Source organism: Winogradskyella sp., assembly GCF_028289625.1.
Lineage (GTDB): Bacteria > Bacteroidota > Bacteroidia > Flavobacteriales > Flavobacteriaceae > Winogradskyella.
This window is the reverse complement of the sequence record NZ_JANQOM010000066.1, coordinates 12113-29404: the sequence shown is the minus strand read 5'-3', so window position 1 is coordinate 29404 and position 17292 is coordinate 12113. Positions and strand designations below refer to the sequence as shown.

At 35.3% G+C, this 17292-nt stretch carries 13 protein-coding genes; 6 read left to right on the top strand and 7 right to left on the bottom strand.

Annotated elements, in window-relative coordinates:
• On the bottom strand, positions 1 to 2508 hold a 2508-nt coding region (locus Q0992_RS13450), incomplete at its 3' end, for an L-type lectin-domain containing protein (protein WP_299525341.1).
• 90 nt (positions 2509 to 2598) lie between these two features.
• Here Q0992_RS13450 and pbpC point away from each other — a divergent pair.
• Positions 2599 to 4950 (top strand): penicillin-binding protein 1C, encoded by a 2352-nt coding sequence (gene pbpC / locus Q0992_RS13445; RefSeq protein WP_299525338.1) that lies wholly within the window; start codon positions 2599 to 2601, stop codon positions 4948 to 4950.
• Between the two features lies 1 nt (position 4951).
• On the opposite strand, the gene Q0992_RS13440 is transcribed toward pbpC, so the two are convergent.
• Positions 4952 to 7408, bottom strand: coding sequence for an MG2 domain-containing protein (locus Q0992_RS13440; RefSeq protein ID WP_299525335.1), 2457 nt, complete (start codon positions 7406 to 7408; stop codon positions 4952 to 4954).
• Positions 7409 to 7493: 85 nt separating this feature from the next.
• On the opposite strand from Q0992_RS13440, the gene Q0992_RS13435 reads away from it, so the two are divergent.
• Positions 7494 to 7928 carry a hypothetical protein gene (locus Q0992_RS13435; RefSeq protein WP_299525329.1) on the top strand — a complete coding sequence of 145 codons (435 nt, stop codon included), beginning with the start codon at positions 7494 to 7496 and terminating at the stop codon, positions 7926 to 7928.
• Between the two features lie 29 nt (positions 7929 to 7957).
• Here Q0992_RS13435 and Q0992_RS13430 read toward each other — a convergent pair whose 3' ends face one another.
• Both Q0992_RS13430 and Q0992_RS13425 read right to left on the bottom strand, forming a co-directional pair.
• A complete protein-coding gene (locus Q0992_RS13430; protein ID WP_299525327.1) occupies positions 7958 to 8314 on the bottom strand; it encodes a hypothetical protein in 357 nt (118 codons plus the stop codon).
• A 131-nt stretch (positions 8315 to 8445) separates the two neighbouring features.
• A complete protein-coding gene (locus Q0992_RS13425) occupies positions 8446 to 9507 on the bottom strand; it encodes an endonuclease/exonuclease/phosphatase family protein (protein WP_299525324.1) in 1062 nt (353 codons plus the stop codon).
• A gap of 221 nt (positions 9508 to 9728) precedes the next feature.
• Here Q0992_RS13425 and Q0992_RS13420 point away from each other — a divergent pair, with 221 nt between their 5' ends.
• The 3 genes from Q0992_RS13420 (at position 9729) to Q0992_RS13410 (ending at position 14600) form a co-directional block, all read left to right on the top strand.
• Positions 9729 to 12614: a TonB-dependent receptor gene (locus Q0992_RS13420; RefSeq protein WP_299525321.1), complete on the top strand. Its 2886-nt coding sequence runs from the start codon at positions 9729 to 9731 to the stop codon at positions 12612 to 12614.
• Positions 12615 to 12700: 86 nt separating this feature from the next.
• Positions 12701 to 14167, top strand: a complete 1467-nt coding sequence (locus Q0992_RS13415; protein WP_299525318.1) for a DUF5689 domain-containing protein — start codon at positions 12701 to 12703, stop codon at positions 14165 to 14167.
• A 43-nt stretch (positions 14168 to 14210) separates the two neighbouring features.
• The gene (locus Q0992_RS13410) at positions 14211 to 14600 is read left to right on the top strand and encodes a hypothetical protein (RefSeq protein WP_299525315.1); all 390 of its coding nucleotides are present in this window, start codon (positions 14211 to 14213) and stop codon (positions 14598 to 14600) included.
• 53 nt (positions 14601 to 14653) lie between these two features.
• On the opposite strand, the gene Q0992_RS13405 is transcribed toward Q0992_RS13410, so the two are convergent.
• A complete protein-coding gene (locus tag Q0992_RS13405; RefSeq protein WP_299525312.1) occupies positions 14654 to 15163 on the bottom strand; it encodes a heavy-metal-associated domain-containing protein in 510 nt (169 codons plus the stop codon).
• A 96-nt stretch (positions 15164 to 15259) separates the two neighbouring features.
• Between Q0992_RS13405 and Q0992_RS13400 the strand changes: the two genes are divergently transcribed.
• Complete coding sequence (locus tag Q0992_RS13400; protein WP_299525309.1) at positions 15260 to 16135, top strand: EamA family transporter; 876 nt, start codon at positions 15260 to 15262, stop codon at positions 16133 to 16135.
• On the opposite strand, the gene Q0992_RS13395 is transcribed toward Q0992_RS13400, so the two are convergent.
• Both Q0992_RS13395 and Q0992_RS13390 read right to left on the bottom strand, forming a co-directional pair.
• The gene (locus tag Q0992_RS13395; RefSeq protein ID WP_299525306.1) at positions 16132 to 16698 is read right to left on the bottom strand and encodes a HupE/UreJ family protein; all 567 of its coding nucleotides are present in this window, start codon (positions 16696 to 16698) and stop codon (positions 16132 to 16134) included. The genes Q0992_RS13400 and Q0992_RS13395 overlap by 4 nt on opposite strands.
• Complete coding sequence (locus Q0992_RS13390; protein WP_299525301.1) at positions 16699 to 17193, bottom strand: DUF6702 family protein; 495 nt, start codon at positions 17191 to 17193, stop codon at positions 16699 to 16701. It lies immediately after the preceding gene.
• Positions 17194 to 17292: the final 99 nt, after the last annotated feature.

Here is a 17292-nt window from a genome sequence, read left to right as displayed (position 1 = left end):
CTCCACTATCGTCGCACAGTCCGTGGCTATGGTCGCGCTCTCCACCCTTGCATACAGGGTCTGCGCGTCCACGACGATGTTGTTGTAGTCCACGCTCGTATCTATCGCATCGACATTATTATCGGCATTTGCAAATGTCTCGTGGTAGGTCACCGTCAGCCCAGGGGCACCGCCCGTAATCTCATTATCTGCATCGTCCAACGGAAACATCCCGAAACCGTCGTTGTCCGGGTCGCAGTAGCGCAAAGGTTCCGGAACGTTGGCCACAGGGGCCTGCTCGACGCACAGCTCGAGCGCCGTGGTATCGTAACAGCCCGTAACGATATCCTCAACCCTTACGAATACCGTCTGGCAGTTGCTGGTGTTCGTATAGGGAATCGGCAACGGGGCCAGCCCAGCCTCAGCATCCGCCGGCGTAAGGTAATAGCTCACCATGTAATTGGGGTTGTTGCCCGTAATCTCTGTGTTCTTTATGCTTAGATCTATCTCCGTAAAGCCGTCCGGAACGCCATCGTCGCAGACCTCCAAAACCGTGGGAACTACTACTGTAGGTAGGGGGTGAACAATTATTTCCAAGGATGTTTCTAACACGCAACCTTGTCCAGCATCTGGTGTGAACGTATAGACAGTTGTAATTGTATTATCTAGCGCTGGAATCCAACTACCTGTAATTCCATTGTTAGAAATTGTTGGCAACGGTGCCAAGGCCCCACCTTCACAAATTGGATTTACAACATCAAATAATGGTATTGCGTTTGGATTAACAATAATTTCCAAAGTTGCATCTGAAACACAGCCTTGTCCAGTATCTGGTGTAAATGTATATGTTGTTGTAATTGTATTATCTAGCACTGGACTCCAACTGCCTGTAATTCCATTATTTGATGTAGTAGGTAGTGGCGCTAAATTCTGACCTTCACAAATTGGATTTACAGCATCAAATAATGGTGTCGTATTTGGATTAACAATAATTTCTAAAGTTGTAACTAAAACACAGCCTTGTCCAGCATCTGGTGTAAATGTATATGTTGTTGTAATTGTATTGTCTAGCATTGGACTCCAACTGCCTATAATTCCATTATTTGAAGTAGTAGGTAATGGCGCTAAGGTTTCACCTTCGCAAATTGGTCCGATTACATCAAATGTTGCTGTTATATATGGGTTAACGACTATTTCTAGAGTTGTAACTAAAACACAACCTTGTGCAGCGTTAGGTATAAAGGTGTATGTAGTTGTCGTTGTATTGTCTAATGCTGGACTCCAAGTTCCTGTAATACCATTATTTGACGTAGTAGGCAGTGGCGCTAAATTCTCACCTTCGCAAATTGGTCCGATTGCATCAAATGTTGGAAATATATTAGAATTTACGATAATTTCTAGTGTTGTTTCTGATGCACATGAATTATTATCTGGTGTGAATGTATATATTGTTGTCGTTGTATTGTCTAATGCTGGACTCCAAGTTCCTGAAATACCATTATTTGACGTAGTAGGCAGTGGCGCTAAATTCTCACCTTCACAAATTGGATTAATTGAATCAAAAATTGGTGTTTCTGTAGGTAAAACATTAATGGTAATATCTTCGGTTGTAGTTTCACCACAATTATCGCTTATGGTCACTGTATACGTTGTTGTTACCGTTGGTGACAATACTGGATTAGCAATATTAGGGTCGCTCACACCGGTTGTAGGGGTCCAAGAATAGGTGTCTCCACTAGGTACGGTAGCATCGACATTATAACTATCCCCAAGACATATATCTTGGTCTTCGAACAAAAGATTATCTACAAAAGTGATATTGTTAAAACAGACTTGATGTAAATTTGACAAACCACCTGTTGATCCTACAAAACCAAAAAACACACTATCATCACCACTAAAAATCCAAGTCTTAATATCAAGATTTAAGCTTAATCGTAATGCACAATCAAAATAGACATTAAATATTTGTGTTGTTGCATTCCATTGTATTTTTATTTCATGATCTACTCCGTCTTCAATATTTGGGTTCATAGCACTAGCCTGAATAGGTCCAGCTAAATTAGCTGCGGTATTGTTGTGAAATGGATTTCCATCTCTTTGTATAGCTATATGATCAAATGTCGGATCAGCAAGTACCCCAATATCGGGACTATTGTTTTGAAATGTATCAAATTCAACAATAAGAGACTCCGCAATACCTTGATAACCTAGACCTCCTCCAAGACCACCAATTAACGGTGTAACATCCCTTTTAAAAACCAAAGCCATACCGTCAGCTCCATTTACATCTTTGCTTCCAAAATTATTCTGATAATAAATGGTAAAATCTTCATCAAAATCAATCGGATTATCATACCAAACACCTCCTGATTGATTGAGTAAATCTGGAGTAATTCTATAACAATTACCACCTAAATCAACAGCATCACCTATTGTTGTCGCATTAAGTTGTGCGTATAGTTCTCCCGAAAGGAAAGAAATACATAAAAATATAAGGAGTTTAAGATCTAATCGAGAGTTTTGCACGTTTAAATATAAAGATAAATTTGTGCAATATAGTTTCCTTTTCTATGAGAAGGTCTTTAAATCAGCTATTGTATAGCATTTGTATAGTAAATGTATAGATTAATAAGGCTTATTAAACAACACAGGGCAAAGTCAATTATAGCTTTCTTACTACTTGTTGCTTATTATTTCTGTTTACCAAAGCAACTATTTAAAGATCCAACAGCTACAGTTATAACTAGCAATTCTGATGAATTATTGGGAGCCTTAATTGCTGACGATGGCCAATGGAGGTTCCCTGAAACCAAAAATGTTCCGAAAAAATTTAAAACGTGTATACTTCTATTTGAAGATGACTATTTTTATAAGCACCCTGGATTCAATCCTGTTTCTATCTTTAAAGCCTTTAAAGAAAACTTAAGCTCTGGTTCAATAAAACGGGGAGGAAGCACTATTACTCAACAGGTCATACGCTTATCTCGCAAAGGACAATCGAGAACTTATCTAGAAAAAATTAAGGAAATTATTTTGGCAACACGCTTAGAGGTGCGGTTGTCTAAAGATGATATTTTAAATCTTTATGCAAGTCATGCTCCATTTGGAGGAAATGTGGTTGGTATTGATGCTGCTGCTTGGCGTTATTTTAACAGGAGTGCCTCTAATCTGTCTTGGGCAGAAAGTGCTACTCTTGCTGTTTTACCAAATGCTCCTAGTTTAATTTATCCCGGGAAAAATCAAAAACGCTTATTGAATAAACGAAATCGTCTGCTCAAAAAGTTATTTGAAAACGAAACTATTGACAAATTAACTTATGAGCTTTCTATTGCCGAAGACTTGCCAAAAAAACCATATCCACTACCCCAAATTGCGCCACACCTATTACAAAAAATATCCAAAAAACATAAGGGTGAGTATCTCAAAACTACTTTGGATGTAAATCTACAGGAACAAGCCAATACTATTGTTAAACAGCATTATAATTTGTTAAAGCAAAATGAGATTTATAACATCTCTGTATTGGTATTAGACGTACATAAACGAAAAGTTTTGACCTATATTGGTAACTCTCCTACTGATAATGCACATCAAAAAAGTGTAGATATAATGGACAAACCAAGAAGCACAGGCAGTATATTAAAACCTTTTCTTTATGCATCAATGCTTGATGCAGGTGATTTATTACCAAACACCTTAGTTGAAGATATCCCGACACAATTTGGTAGTTATCAGCCAGAAAATTTTGATAAATCCTATGATGGTGCAGTACATGCCAATCAAGCCTTATCACGTTCTTTAAATATTCCTGCTGTGCGTATGCTTCAAGATTTTGGATTGGACCGCTTCTATCATTATCTACAACAATTGAAGTTAAAAGATTTAAAATACAATGCCAATCACTATGGCTTGTCCTTAGTGCTCGGAGGTGCTGAAAGTAACCTCTGGGATTTGTGTAAAAGTTATGCAGCAATGGCGTCGATATTGAATCACTTTAACGAAAATTCAAGTCAGTATTATACCCAAGAGTTTATACAACCCATCTATGATTTGAAAAGAACCGTTGACTTCGGTAAACTAACTCAAGAAAAGAATGTGTTTGATGCGGCTTCTATATATCTCACATTTGAAAGCATGAAACAAGTTAATAGACCTGAAAGTGATGAAAGCTGGGAGTTTTATAATTCTTCTCAGGATATTGCTTGGAAAACAGGAACAAGTTTTGGGTTTAGAGATGCTTGGGCTATCGGTACTACCAAAGACTTTGTGGTTGGTGTTTGGGTTGGTAATGCTGATGGGGAAGGACGACCAGGACTCGTTGGTGTACAAACTGCTGCGCCAATCCTATTTGATGTGTTTGAACTCTTACCTAAAAGCAATTGGTTTGCGAAACCTTATGACGAAATGTTAGAGGCAAGTATTTGTAAAAAAAGTGGGTTTAGAGCATCATCAATCTGTGACGAAACGGAAATGAGATATATCCAAATTAGTGGGCAAAAAACAGAACCATGCCCTTTTCATCAATTGTTGCATTTAGATGCTTCCGAGCAATTTCAAGTGAATTCATCTTGTGAAAATGTTTCGAGCATAAACAATCGACCTTGGTTTGTATTGCCTCCCTTACAAGCCTATTACTTCAAAACCAAAAACCCATTCTACAAAGAGCTTCCTCCTTACCGAGGAGATTGTTCAGAATCCATTGCTATTAGTATGGAGTTTATTTATCCCAATCAACAAAACACCATTTTTTTACCCAAGGATTTTGATGGTAATACCAACGATTTAGTACTTAAAGTTGCACACTCAAAACCAGAACTCAAACTCTATTGGTATATTGACAACCTGTTTGTTGGCAGCACAAAAGATATTCATGATATGGCTGTTTTACCGGAAGAAGGCGAGCACATTATTACTGTTGTTGATGAACTTGGCAACGAGCTTAAGCATCGTATAATTATCAAAGGTTAATTTACTTTACTCTGAACTTATAGTTAACCGACCCCAAATTACCTTGACGATCTACTCCCTCAAGGTGTACAGAGAACGAAGACCTGATATCGGATGTATAAAAGGTGTAATTAATATATCCGTTTTCATCAGGAACTAAATTAGGTTCCCAAACTAGAGTAGTTCTCAAATCCAGAAGGTCTGTTGGCTCTATTGCATAGTTTGGCATATAATACTCTTTTTTCAATTCATACCCATCGATATACCCAAATTTATCAATGCGTTTTTTTGTGTCTTCTTTTTTTGATACTCTATAAACTATTGATCTACCACCATTAAGCCCATACATTTCTCCTTCTACTGGCTCATATCCTCCATTGGTGTGATTCACACAATTTAGAACGTTATACTGATAACATACATAATCTCCCTGGCCAGGATACACACGCTTACGTTTCCATTTGTCTATGTTAGCCGCTCTTTTTTTGGACCCCTTGACTTCAACTTCGTCTAAAAAGACATTATTCTCACTGACATATCTTAACAAATCATTCTTATTTCTTTTAACTATTTTTTCGTTCAAAAATATACTTGGTTTTAGTTCTTTATCCTTATTGATTATAGCTATTTTCTCGAAGGCATCAACAGCTTTAAACCGATACTCTTTAATTCCTATAGCTTTAATATATATCATTTCATTCTCGGTAAGTGGAGGATAAATTATACCGTCTATTCCAATCTGATAATCCAAAACCTTTGATGGATATACCAATCGGGCACTCATCGGAGAAGTAATTTTCTTTAGCTTCTTGTCGTCTCCATATTCGTAAATCATAACTTTTTGGCTATCCTCTAATTTATTGTTACTCAATCGTTTTATGGAATATAAACTCTCTTTAGAATAATTATAAGAACGCCATCCATGTGTTAAAAGCAACAAATCCAGATGACTAAAACGATGTTTATTTGCCTCATCGAAATAATAAAACGGTTTGTAAATTCGTCCCTTCAGATTTGAAAATAAATATTGGTGGACCACAATATCCGTATAAAAATCTGGTTCATAGAAAGCATTGTCATAAACTCTTAAACTCAAATTGGCCTTTGGTGATTTTCCTGAATGATTTTGGACCTTAAACTTTAACTCTATCTTGTCCTTTGGCTTATAAGTGTCTTCTAATGCAGATAGTCTTTTTATTTTTAAATCTGAATCATTCCCTAAAAATATCAGACGCTCTGCGATTGGTAATTGATTTTCATTGTACAACGTAAGTTCAACAAGTCTTTTTGGCAAGTCGGATTTTGGAATTTTGACTATGATTATATCTTTGTTAAGATTTACCTCTCCTTGCCAATAAGGGATGCCTTTAGATTGGATTGCTAATGTGACATTAATTGGCAATATCAACCCAGAGTTTTCAATTTTTACTTTTAAGAATTTATCTTTATTCTCAATTAATGACAAACCTATTCCTTTGGGCTCAATCTTAGAAACATCTATAGTTCTCTCTACAGGATGGGTAACTCTTAATTTATAATTATAATTCGCTTTTGGCTGTATGTTAAAAAATCCCATTCCATGGTGATATGAACTAAAGGACAGAATTGATGTTTCGTTTTCAATCACTTCTGCATTAATATCTACAGGGTATCCTTTTTCATCTGTGGCTTTAAATGCTACTTTATTATTAATCCCTTGGATGAGTTTACCTCCTTCAGGGAAAATGTCAATATATACTTGTTTTTCAGATTTATAAGGAATATTTAAATCTATTTCCTGATCCTTTATTGATTTTAAAGATAGTGTTGTCTTAATTTCAGGCTTAACATAATCCTTATTGATGTACAATTTTATGTCACCATTGGTATCAGTCTCTAAAACATTTGACCCAATTACTTTGGTGCCTCTGTAATGTTTAATAAGTACTTTTTCAAATTCAAAATTAGAACCCTTATTATTGTAAAAATTCAAATTGACTTTTACATCATTACCCGAAATATAATTTGGCTTATCAAAATCAGCATCCATAAGCACTTTTGCTTCTTGAGATCGAATTAGAATGGTTTTAAATGATGTTACAGGAAAGGAATCATGATGTATTGATGATGAAGTATAAGCTTCTATTGTATATCTGCCAGAATTTAAGCTTTCTTCTAAAAACAAGCTACCATTAGAGATACCACTTTCTATTTTATATTTTCCTTTATAGACAACTTCCTTTGATTCTTTATGTCTAAGCTGTACATAGAGTGTTTGGTTTTTTTGAGATGGGATATTACTTCTAGACTCTAAAATGTAAGCCTTAAACCAAATCGTTTCGGAAAATTCATAGATTTCCCTGTCGGTTTGAATATATATATCCTCTGTTGGTAAACTAAAATCATGGTTCTCTTGTAAAAGTAAACTTGTACCATCTTGCCCTAATAAAAACAGAGTTGATAGCAGAAATAAGTAATTGGTAAATGTCCTGTAATTCATAATAATAAATTTACAACCTATATGTCATATTAGTTGTTAAAGAAATCTTTAAAAGCTTTACTTTTGTATTCTAACTATAGTTTCTATGCAGATTCTTCAAATGATTCACTCATATTGGGCTTACTTAGCCCTGTTAACTTTAGTATTGGCAACTGTAAATGCCAACTATAAATACTTCAGCAATAAATATTTTGCGGCTAAGGATTTCAGCATTTCACTACTTACGCTCATATTGATGCATACCCAATTGCTCATTGGTATTTTATTATATTTTATGAAAGACTATTTTGTAATTATAGGGCAAGTTGGGATAGGGCAAGTAATGAAGAATTCGGGTTTAAGAAATCTAATCATTGAGCATCCAATAGCAATGATAGCAGCTGTAACCTTGGTAACCATTGGTTACTCAAAACATAAGAAGAAATTAGTATCAAAACCAAAATTTAAAGTGTTGGCTATTTTTTACTCCTTAGCCTTAATTTTGGTTTTGGCAAAAATCCCATGGAATCTTTGGATATAAAACCCACTCGAAAGATATCCTTAAGCTAGTTAAGATTTTTCTCTAGCCTTTCGAGCATCAATGAAGCTCTTTACAAAGTAAACAATAGCTAATAGTGTAGAAAGTATCATAATCACAACTCTAACAACAGCGAGATTATCCTCTCGTTCTAAAGCACCTGTTAGAGGTTTAACCAATCCAAATAAAATAATCAGTGTTAAAAGTACTGCGATATGGGCAACTACTTTATTTTCTTTTTTAATTCCAGGGTTAAGTATCAGTAATACTACACCAACAAATGTTGGTATTAACGCCGTAATTGAAGGGGTTTCTGATGAAAAATAGCCCCAAGCCGATAGAGCGATTAATAGGATGGCATTAATTAGGCTGGCAGTATGTGCTTTCATGATGATTTTATTTTTCACAAAGATACATATAGATTATTTTATTGTCATGACGAGATATAAAAAAGGCGCAGTTTTAGAAACTGCGCCTTTTCATGCATCTCTTTTCAATGATTTTTTAACCTTTAGTCCCTTCATCTTTCATTAACTTCTTTTATCAAATAAACGTATACTGGAAAGTGATCACTAAATCCACCCGTAAAACCTCCATCGGCAAAACTTCTAAAAGGATAGCCTTTCCATCTTCCTCGTTTATTGAACATAAATGATGGATTATAAATCCCTGCTTTCCAGAATCTAAATGATGAATAATCATCATCCAATAAAGGTTTGGTCATGATGATTTGATCAAATAAACTCAACGCATCTCTATATGCCGTAGTTCCCCATCCCTTATCGGTAAACATTTTTTCGTATGGATTATAAAGCCCCTTAAAGGGTACTCTATTTCTATCCTTTTCCGCCTTAAGGACTTTTTTTACACTCTCATTTGTAGGATCGTCATTTAAGTCGCCCATTGTAAAAATCTTAGCATAAGGGTCTATAGATTGTAAAGAATCGATAAGGCGTTTGTTCAATCTAGCGGCTCCTACTCTTTTAGAACGACTTCTAGCTTCGCCACCACTACGAGAGGGCCAGTGGTTTACCAAAATATGAATTAAATCTCCATCTAATTTTCCACTCACCAACAATTGGTCTCTTGTATACACACGCTTCCTTGTTACATCATCGTAAATCAATAGTTCATGAGAACTTGAATCTATGGGTTTAAACAAAGCCTTCTGGTATAACAAAGCAACGTCAATGCTTCGTTTATCTGGGCCATCATAATGAATAATGCCATAATCCTTACCTAATAATAGAGGGTCATTCACCAAATCTTCAAGAACGTCTCTATTTTCAATTTCACAAACACCTATGACTGCAGGAGAATTATTAGCCTTGTCGGCACCTATATTGGCAATAACCCTTGCCATATTCTTAATCTTCTTCTTATATACTTCAGAACGATTGGCTTTCATCTCCATCATTGGACTTGCTTCATCAAATTTTAGCGGATCGTTGATAGTATCAAACAGGTTTTCTAAATTGTAAAATGCTACCGTATGAATTTTAAAGCGCTTTTCTTTTTGTGCCCAAGCATTTGAAATACAAACTATTGAGAACAAAATAAGGAGAGATTTTTGTAATTTCATCTGGATAATATTTATTTTTTAATTAAGTCAGACGGAACACCCTTGTTAGAATTAACTAAAAAAATGCTGTTTCTTTTGAGGTGTTTCATGATTGATATATTATCTAATTGTTATATCCTTTACAAATTGCTTGCCAAAAGTAGGTAATTATTATAAATGATGTACATTTGCACGCCTTAAATAACTATTATTTAATCTACTGTAACAACCAATAATTAGGCATGAAAAAAAGTTTTTTACTCTTTCTGTTCGGAATTGCCTTTTCTTTAACGAGTTTCGCACAACAAACTGTTGTTAAGGGAAGTGTTTTGGACGGAACCACAGGAGAACCAATTCCTGATGTAACGGTTACTATCGAAGAAACCGGACAAACCCTCAAAACTGACGCAAGAGGCGAATTTAGCTTTACTCAGAATGTACCTTTAGGCGAGCAAGTTCTAAAAATTGAAAAGGTAGGCTATGTTACAAAGCGTTACCCAATCATAGTTAACGAGGGCCAGACCGTAGATATTAGCGGTATGACACTAGATTTTGATTCTAGTGACAAAAAAGATTTATTTATCATCTCGATTTCTGATGATAATTTAAATGGTGAAGACGATGGTTTAACTGATAACGTTTCTGGGCTATTACAAGCTTCTAGAGATGTTTTCCTTAGTGCTGCGGCTTTCGATTTTAGTGCAGCTTTTTTTAGACCAAGAGGTTTAGACAACGCCAATGGTAAAGTACTTATCAATGGTGTTGAGATGAACAAACAGCTTAACGGAAGACCGCAATGGGGAAATTGGGGTGGTCTTAACGATGTGCAGCGTAACCAAGAATTTACAATGGGGACGGCTGCAAACGATTACAACTTTGGTGATTTGGCTGGTACTAACAATATTATGATGCGTGCCTCAAAATACAGACGTGGCGGACGCGTATCGTACGCTTCGGCCAATAGGAGCTACCAAGGTAGAATAATGGCAAGTTATAGCTCTGGTTTGTTAGAAGGTGGCTGGTCGTATTCGTTTTTAGGATCTAGACGATTTGGAGAAGAAGGCTATATAGACGGCACATTATATGATGCCAATTCGTTTTTTGTTGCTGTTGAAAAGCAACTTGGAGAAAAGCATAGTCTTAATTTTACTGGTATTTATGCACAAAATAGACGTGGACGTTCTACACCATTAACCCAGGAGATTTTTGAATTGAAAGGAAGACGCTACAATCCACGTTGGGGTATCCAAGACGGTGAGCAACGCAACGCTTCAATTAGAGAAATTGAAGAGCCTATTTTAATGTTAAACCATTATTGGGATGTGACCTCTAAAGTAAAATTAAACACCAATGTCTCTTACCAGTTTGGTGAATTTGCCGATACGCGTCTTGACTTCTTTGGAGCGCGTTTTGATGAGGAAAATGGACAGCTTTATGGAGGTGCCCGAAATCCTACACCAGAACATTGGCGATTTTTACCTAGTAATTTCCTTCGCGGATCAAACCCTTCGCAAGGAGATTATCAAGCAGCCTTTTTTGCACGAGAAGAATTTGTTAATGATGGGCAATTAGATTGGAACCAGTTTTATGAAGCCAACATCCTTAACGGTTATAATATTTTTGCTTTACAGGCTAATGTCAATAGAGATCAGCAATGGACATTTAATTCTATCATAGATGCTGAAGTGTCGGACAACATAAGAATTAATGGAAACGTTAACTACAGATATTTAAATAGCGAGAATTTTGCACGTATTGAAGACCTTTTAGGAGGGCCAGGCTATTTAGATGTTAATATTCCTTTTAATGATGGAGAAGGCTTTGGATTACCAGTAGAGACTTTTTCTCAAAGTAATGTAAGAACACCCAATAGAATCGTAGGCGAAAGCGATAAATACAGTTATCATTACGATATAAATGCCAATGTGCTATCTTCTTTTGTGCAAGCACAATTTAAATACAACAAGGTTGATTTCTATGTAGGTGGTAGTGTTTCTAATACAAGTTATCAGCGTGAAGGATTTTATGAAAATGGTTTTTTTCAAAATGATTTTACTATTAATCAAACAAGAGTTAACTCTTTTGGTGAAAGTGAAAAAGTGGACTTTACCAATTATGGTGTAAAAGGAGGTCTTACCTATAAGATTACAGGTAAGCACTTAATAGATGTTAATGCAAGTCATTTCACAAAAGCACCTGGCATAAGGCAATCTTTTGGTAATGCAAGACAAAATAATCTAATTATTACCGATTTGGAGAGCGAAACCATAAACTCTGTGGATGCGAGTTATATTTTTAGATCACCTATTATTAAAGCAAGACTCACGGGATATTACACCACCTTTGAAGATGGTACGGAAGTTAACTTTTTCTTCTCAGAGTCTGTTGGTAACCTAGCCCAGGAGATTATCCAAAATATCGGTAGACGTAACTTTGGTGGTGAACTTGGTATTGAGGCCCAAGTAACACCAACCATAAAATTAAAAGGTGCTGCCGCCATGGGTCAGTTTACTTTTACTAATAATCCTGACGTTTACTACTCCTCTGATAGATATGTGGATCTTTCTTTTGAAGATGGTACAACACAGTTAGAAGATTTAAGAGTGTCTAGTGGGCCAGAACGTGTATTTCAGATTGGTTTTGAATATAGAGATCCTGACTTTTGGAACTTTGGAGTTACCACCAACTTTTTCTCTCATGCTTATGTAGATCCTAGCGCATTAAAACGCTCAGGAGTGTTTGTGCAAGATCCAGACGCTTATGACTTAGATCAAATTCTAGCCCAAAATAATGATGGTGTTGTAAATATCAGTGGTTTTGGATTTGCTGACTACGACGAAGACATTGCACGTGACCTTTTAAGACAAGAACGCTTCGATGATTATATGCTGGTTAATTTAACCGGTGGAAAGTCTTGGAAAATCAATGATTACTTTGTTGGTTTCTTTGCTACAATTAACAACGTGTTTAACCAAGATTATAGGACAGGTGGTTTTGAACAAGCCAGAATAATAGACTACCGTAATCAACTAGAAGAACAAAACAATACAGGTGGCCCAAGATTTGGCAATCGCTATTTCTTTGGTAACGGTACGACATACTACCTTAATGTGTATCTAAGATTTTAATAAAAGCTATGTTAAAACAATATAAAATACAAAAAATGAAATCGAATATAATCCATGTATCCGATTTAAAAAATAAAATTACACTCATGAAAACTTTAAAAATTAATAAATTAATACTATTACTCATTGGTTTGGTAGTATTTAACAGCTGTGTTGAAGACGACGACTTTGACATACCTAATACCAACATTGAAGAACCTGTTTTAGACGGCGAAATAATAACAATCAATTCTGTTTTAGGTAGACTCGTTCAAGAACAAATCGATGAGGGTCTAGATGATAATGGCAACTTAAATTATAATGTCAATAGCATAACTTATCAATATCCTGATGATGTTATACAGTATATGGAAGGCTACCTGATATCTTCAGATGAAGCTGGCAATTTTTTTGAAGAATTAATTTTACAAGACAGACCTGAAAACCCAACTGTTGGAATTAAAGTTCCAATAGAAGTCAACCCGCTTTTTACCAGATATGAAATTGGTCGTAAAATATATGTACGAGTGACTGGTCTTTATGTTGGTATTTCTAATGGTGTTTTGGCCATTGGCTTTAAAGATGGTGATTTTATTAGTCAAATCCCTGGCCCTTTAGAACTAGAAATTATTAGACGTTCTGCAGAAAAAGCTGATTTAGTACCATTACCATTACCCCTTGAAAGTTTTGATAATTCTAAAACCAATTTATTTATAAATATTCCTGATGTACAATTTAACAGAGTAGAAGCTGTAGAACAAGAATTAAGCTTTTCCTCCGAAACTTTTGACGAATTTGATGGTGAGCGTACTCTAGAAAGTTGTAGTTCTTCTACAAGCCAAGTTTTTAGCACAAGTACATTTGCTGACTTTAGTGGTTTAAATTTGCCAACTGGTCGAGGTAATATTAATGCTATTTTAAGTAAGAACTTTTTTGGTAATGAATTTAATATTGTTATTAATACCCCTGAAGGTATAAACTTTGACGATGTTGAGCGTTGTGACCCTGCAGAATTTATAATTAGTAGTGATGGTGTGGACTGTGATGACACATTCCCTACTGGCAATACTACTGTCTTCTCAGATGATTTTGAGTCTTACGGTAATCAAGGAGACTTAATTAATGCGGGATGGACTTTAGTTAACATTAGTGGCGGAAGTTATACTTGGGGAATTGATGACTTTAGTGGTAATACCTATGCCATAGGTAATGCCTTTAATGCCGATGAAGCAAACATTGATACATGGTTAATTTCACCAGAAATTAACTTGGATAATACTTCGGATAATGTCTTGAATTTTGATATTCAAACCAACTTCGATGGTGGTGAGGTTATGTCTGTATACGTATCCACAGATTTTGTTGATATCAATACCGATTCTAACTGGTCGCTATTCGAAGATGTAACTATACCTAGTGGCCCTTCAAGTGGGTTTGGTAGCTTCACAGCAGCTGGCCCTGTAAATCTAGATTGTTTATCCGGTACTATACGATTAGGATTTAGATACACCGGTTCAGACCCAGGAATTACGACAAGATATCATGTGGATAATGTTATTGTTACAGGTAACTAAATTTGGCTAACATAAATTAAAAAATTGAAGCCGCTGCACTTAAATGCAGCGGCTTTTTTATTTTTGGCTAATGTTAGACCGTTATTATATTTCTGTTTTTAATCATTACAAAAAGAAGTTGGGTAAGCAAAGTCTTAGGATTGCTATGTTTTATATCAATCTGCTAGAGCTCTCCATCCTATTAGCCTTGGCAGCTTTTTTTGTAGCGTTTACCAATCAGATGAGATTTTTAAATGTATCCTCTTCAAAATTTTGGACCATCTTTGTTATAATTTCAGTGTTTGTAGTATTCAAAAATTGGATGCGCTACAATGGTAAAAGACGAACTGTTCTTAATGCGCAACTAAAAGGTAAAACAACTTCCATTTACTTATTATGGTTTCTACCTTTAGGCTGTCTTATCATTGCTTTTGCGCTTTTACAAGTGCAATAAAAAACGCTATCTTTTGAGATAGCGTTTAGTACGTTATTAATTGATGGTTTATATTATTTGGCTGTTTTCGCTTTGGTCTTGCATGCCTTCTTGCAATCTTCAGCACAGTCCTTTTTTTCAGCCTCTGACTTGTTAGCACAGCACGCTTTTATACAATCTTCCATGGACATTTTAGCTTCACCATCAAAATCATCTACAACCTTCATGTCTTTTACTTTATATACTTCGCCCACTTTTGCAACAGCTTCTTCTAGAGAATTTGGGGTTACTTTTGCCTCATCATACTCGACCATCGCCAATCGTTTGTCAAAATCCACTTTTGCAGACTTAACACCATCCATCTTAGCCATTTTCTTTTCTATGGTTTTAGCACATCCCATAGCACAAGTCATCCCTTCAATTCCAAACTCTACTTTAGCATAAGTAGCATTAGGGTCTAAAGTTTTTGAAACATCTTTACTAGCAACTTCTACTGTTTTAACTTCTGGCTGGTTATCATTTTTACAAGAAACAAAAGCTAAAAACGTAATTGCAACGATACATATATTCTTAAATGTCTTCATAGATATAAACTATTAAATTTTGGCTAAATCTAATAAATATTGCCATTTCTTGCGAAGGAATTAACGATTTTTGTGATTCTTTGATATTCCTTTTGTATGAAAACCCCTAGTGTAAAGTGGATTTACCTTCTTGTTCTTTCTGTTATTTGGGGAAGCTCCTTTATTCTAATTAAAAAATCCCTTTTAGGTCTTAGCCCTTATCAACTTGGTGCACTTAGAACTATTATAACAGGTATCATTCTATTGTCAGCAGGGTTTTATCATTTAAAAAAAATTCCTAACTCCAAATGGAAGTGGTTATTTGTCTCTGGCCTTTTAGGGTCTTTTATTCCTGCTTTCTTTTTTGCTATTGCAGAAACTGAAATTGATAGCGCTGTGGCTTCTATACTTAACTCGCTGGTTCCGCTCAATACAATTTTATTAGGATTTGCGGTATTTAAAATTGCATCAACCCAACGTCAAATATTTGGAGTGATCATAGGGTTTATAGGTACAACCATATTGATTTTAAAAGGTTCTGCCCTAAACCCAAATCAAAATTATCTATACGCGGGTTTTGTCATTGCATCAACTTTAATGTATGCTGCTAATGTGAATATTATAAAACGATATCTACAAGATGTGAAACCACTGGCTATTGCTGCAGGAAATTATGTGTTTATTATTATTCCAGCTTTAGTTATTTTATTATTTACCGATTTTTTTACCCCTGAAAGACTTCATAATCCTTACTTGTTGAATGCGTTACTCTATGTGACTATTCTTTCTGTTTTCGGCACCGCCTTGGCAAAAGTTGTTTTTAATAAATTAATTCAAATTTCCACACCTGTTTTTGCTTCTTCTGTTACTTATATTATGCCAATTATAGCTTTAATTTGGGGTGTTTTGGATGGGGAGTCGTTTAGTTTTATACAAGCTTTGGCTGCATTACTTGTATTAATAGGTGTTTATTTATCTCATAAACGTACTTAAGCGAAAATCATCTGAATCACCAATAACGTAATAATAGTATTCAAAACTAATCTAACGGTTTTTTTTAATTCAATTAGCCTATCGCTCAACGAAAGAACCGCAAGGACTACAAGAACGATGATTAGTTGTGCAACCTCAATCCCAATATTGAAGCCTAGCAATGGAGTCACAATACTTTCATCTTCAAATAGCATAGCTGATAGGAAATTTGAAAAGCCTAGACCATGAATAAGACCAAAAAAAAGTATTACTATGTAAATCAAATATCCCTTCGGCACAACATAGTCTTTTTCTCTTAAAAGTGTCCAATAATTGACCGCGCAACTTGTTAATATGGTGATTGGAATAAGTGTTTCTATTAAATCTGGATTAACAGAAATCTTATCAAGCGCTGCAAGGGCTAATGTAATGCTGTGCCCTACTGTGAATGCCGTTATCAGACCAGCAATCTTACGTAGATTCTTAATGGTATACATAAGACAAAACGACATTATAAAATACAGGTGATCTAATCCTTCTGGATCTAAAATATGATCAATACCGAGTTGAATATAATGGTCCATCTATTTTATTTGAATTTTTACTTTTGAGTTACCAATGTTTAATTTAAAGTGTTCACCATGATATTTTATGTCATTTACTTGCATAGGTGAAGCATCACATAACAAGGTGTTAACTAGAAATAAATTCTTAGAGACATCTAAACGCCCTGATACATTCATGTTTGCAACCAATGCTAAGCCGTTTTTTGAAAAAGAAACATTGTATATATTAAGATTTAGCTTTTTACCACTTTGTTCTAAATAAAAGTGATCTCGAAGATAGCGCTGTAGCGCTTGTGTTCCGTTACTTCCTGTCGATGAAAAATCAGCTTGGTGCAGTCCATATAGCTTTTCCATATGTTCAGTCAAATCATCTAAAAAAATACGACTCTCAATATCAACTTGTCCTTCTATACTTATAGTCAATTTGCTAAAGGACATTTTAAGTGGGTGTTCCCAATTAATTATCTTTAAGGATGAAATTGCTATTATGAATATTAAAGCTTTTATTTTCATAATAAGTCTTAACTAATCAGTCATTTTGGTATATTCATCGTTGCTCAAAGTAAACAAAACTATTACATTTACTGACTAAAAACCCTAACAAGACGATGT

Bases quoted from the DNA above. Each gene is read 5' to 3' on its own strand.
- pbpC (WP_299525338.1), top strand. From the start codon at position 2,599: ATGTATAGATTAATAAGGCTTATTAAACAACACAGGGCAAAGTCAATT.
- Q0992_RS13440 (WP_299525335.1), bottom strand. From the start codon at position 7,408: ATGAATTACAGGACATTTACCAATTACTTATTTCTGCTATCAACTCTG.
- Q0992_RS13435 (WP_299525329.1), top strand. From the start codon at position 7,494: ATGCAGATTCTTCAAATGATTCACTCATATTGGGCTTACTTAGCCCTG.
- Q0992_RS13430 (WP_299525327.1), bottom strand. From the start codon at position 8,314: ATGAAAGCACATACTGCCAGCCTAATTAATGCCATCCTATTAATCGCT.
- Q0992_RS13425 (WP_299525324.1), bottom strand. From the start codon at position 9,507: ATGAAATTACAAAAATCTCTCCTTATTTTGTTCTCAATAGTTTGTATT.
- Q0992_RS13420 (WP_299525321.1), top strand. From the start codon at position 9,729: ATGAAAAAAAGTTTTTTACTCTTTCTGTTCGGAATTGCCTTTTCTTTA.
- Q0992_RS13415 (WP_299525318.1), top strand. From the start codon at position 12,701: ATGAAAACTTTAAAAATTAATAAATTAATACTATTACTCATTGGTTTG.
- Q0992_RS13410 (WP_299525315.1), top strand. From the start codon at position 14,211: ATGCAGCGGCTTTTTTATTTTTGGCTAATGTTAGACCGTTATTATATT.
- Q0992_RS13405 (WP_299525312.1), bottom strand. From the start codon at position 15,163: ATGAAGACATTTAAGAATATATGTATCGTTGCAATTACGTTTTTAGCT.
- Q0992_RS13400 (WP_299525309.1), top strand. From the start codon at position 15,260: ATGAAAACCCCTAGTGTAAAGTGGATTTACCTTCTTGTTCTTTCTGTT.
- Q0992_RS13395 (WP_299525306.1), bottom strand. From the start codon at position 16,698: ATGGACCATTATATTCAACTCGGTATTGATCATATTTTAGATCCAGAA.
- Q0992_RS13390 (WP_299525301.1), bottom strand. From the start codon at position 17,193: ATGAAAATAAAAGCTTTAATATTCATAATAGCAATTTCATCCTTAAAG.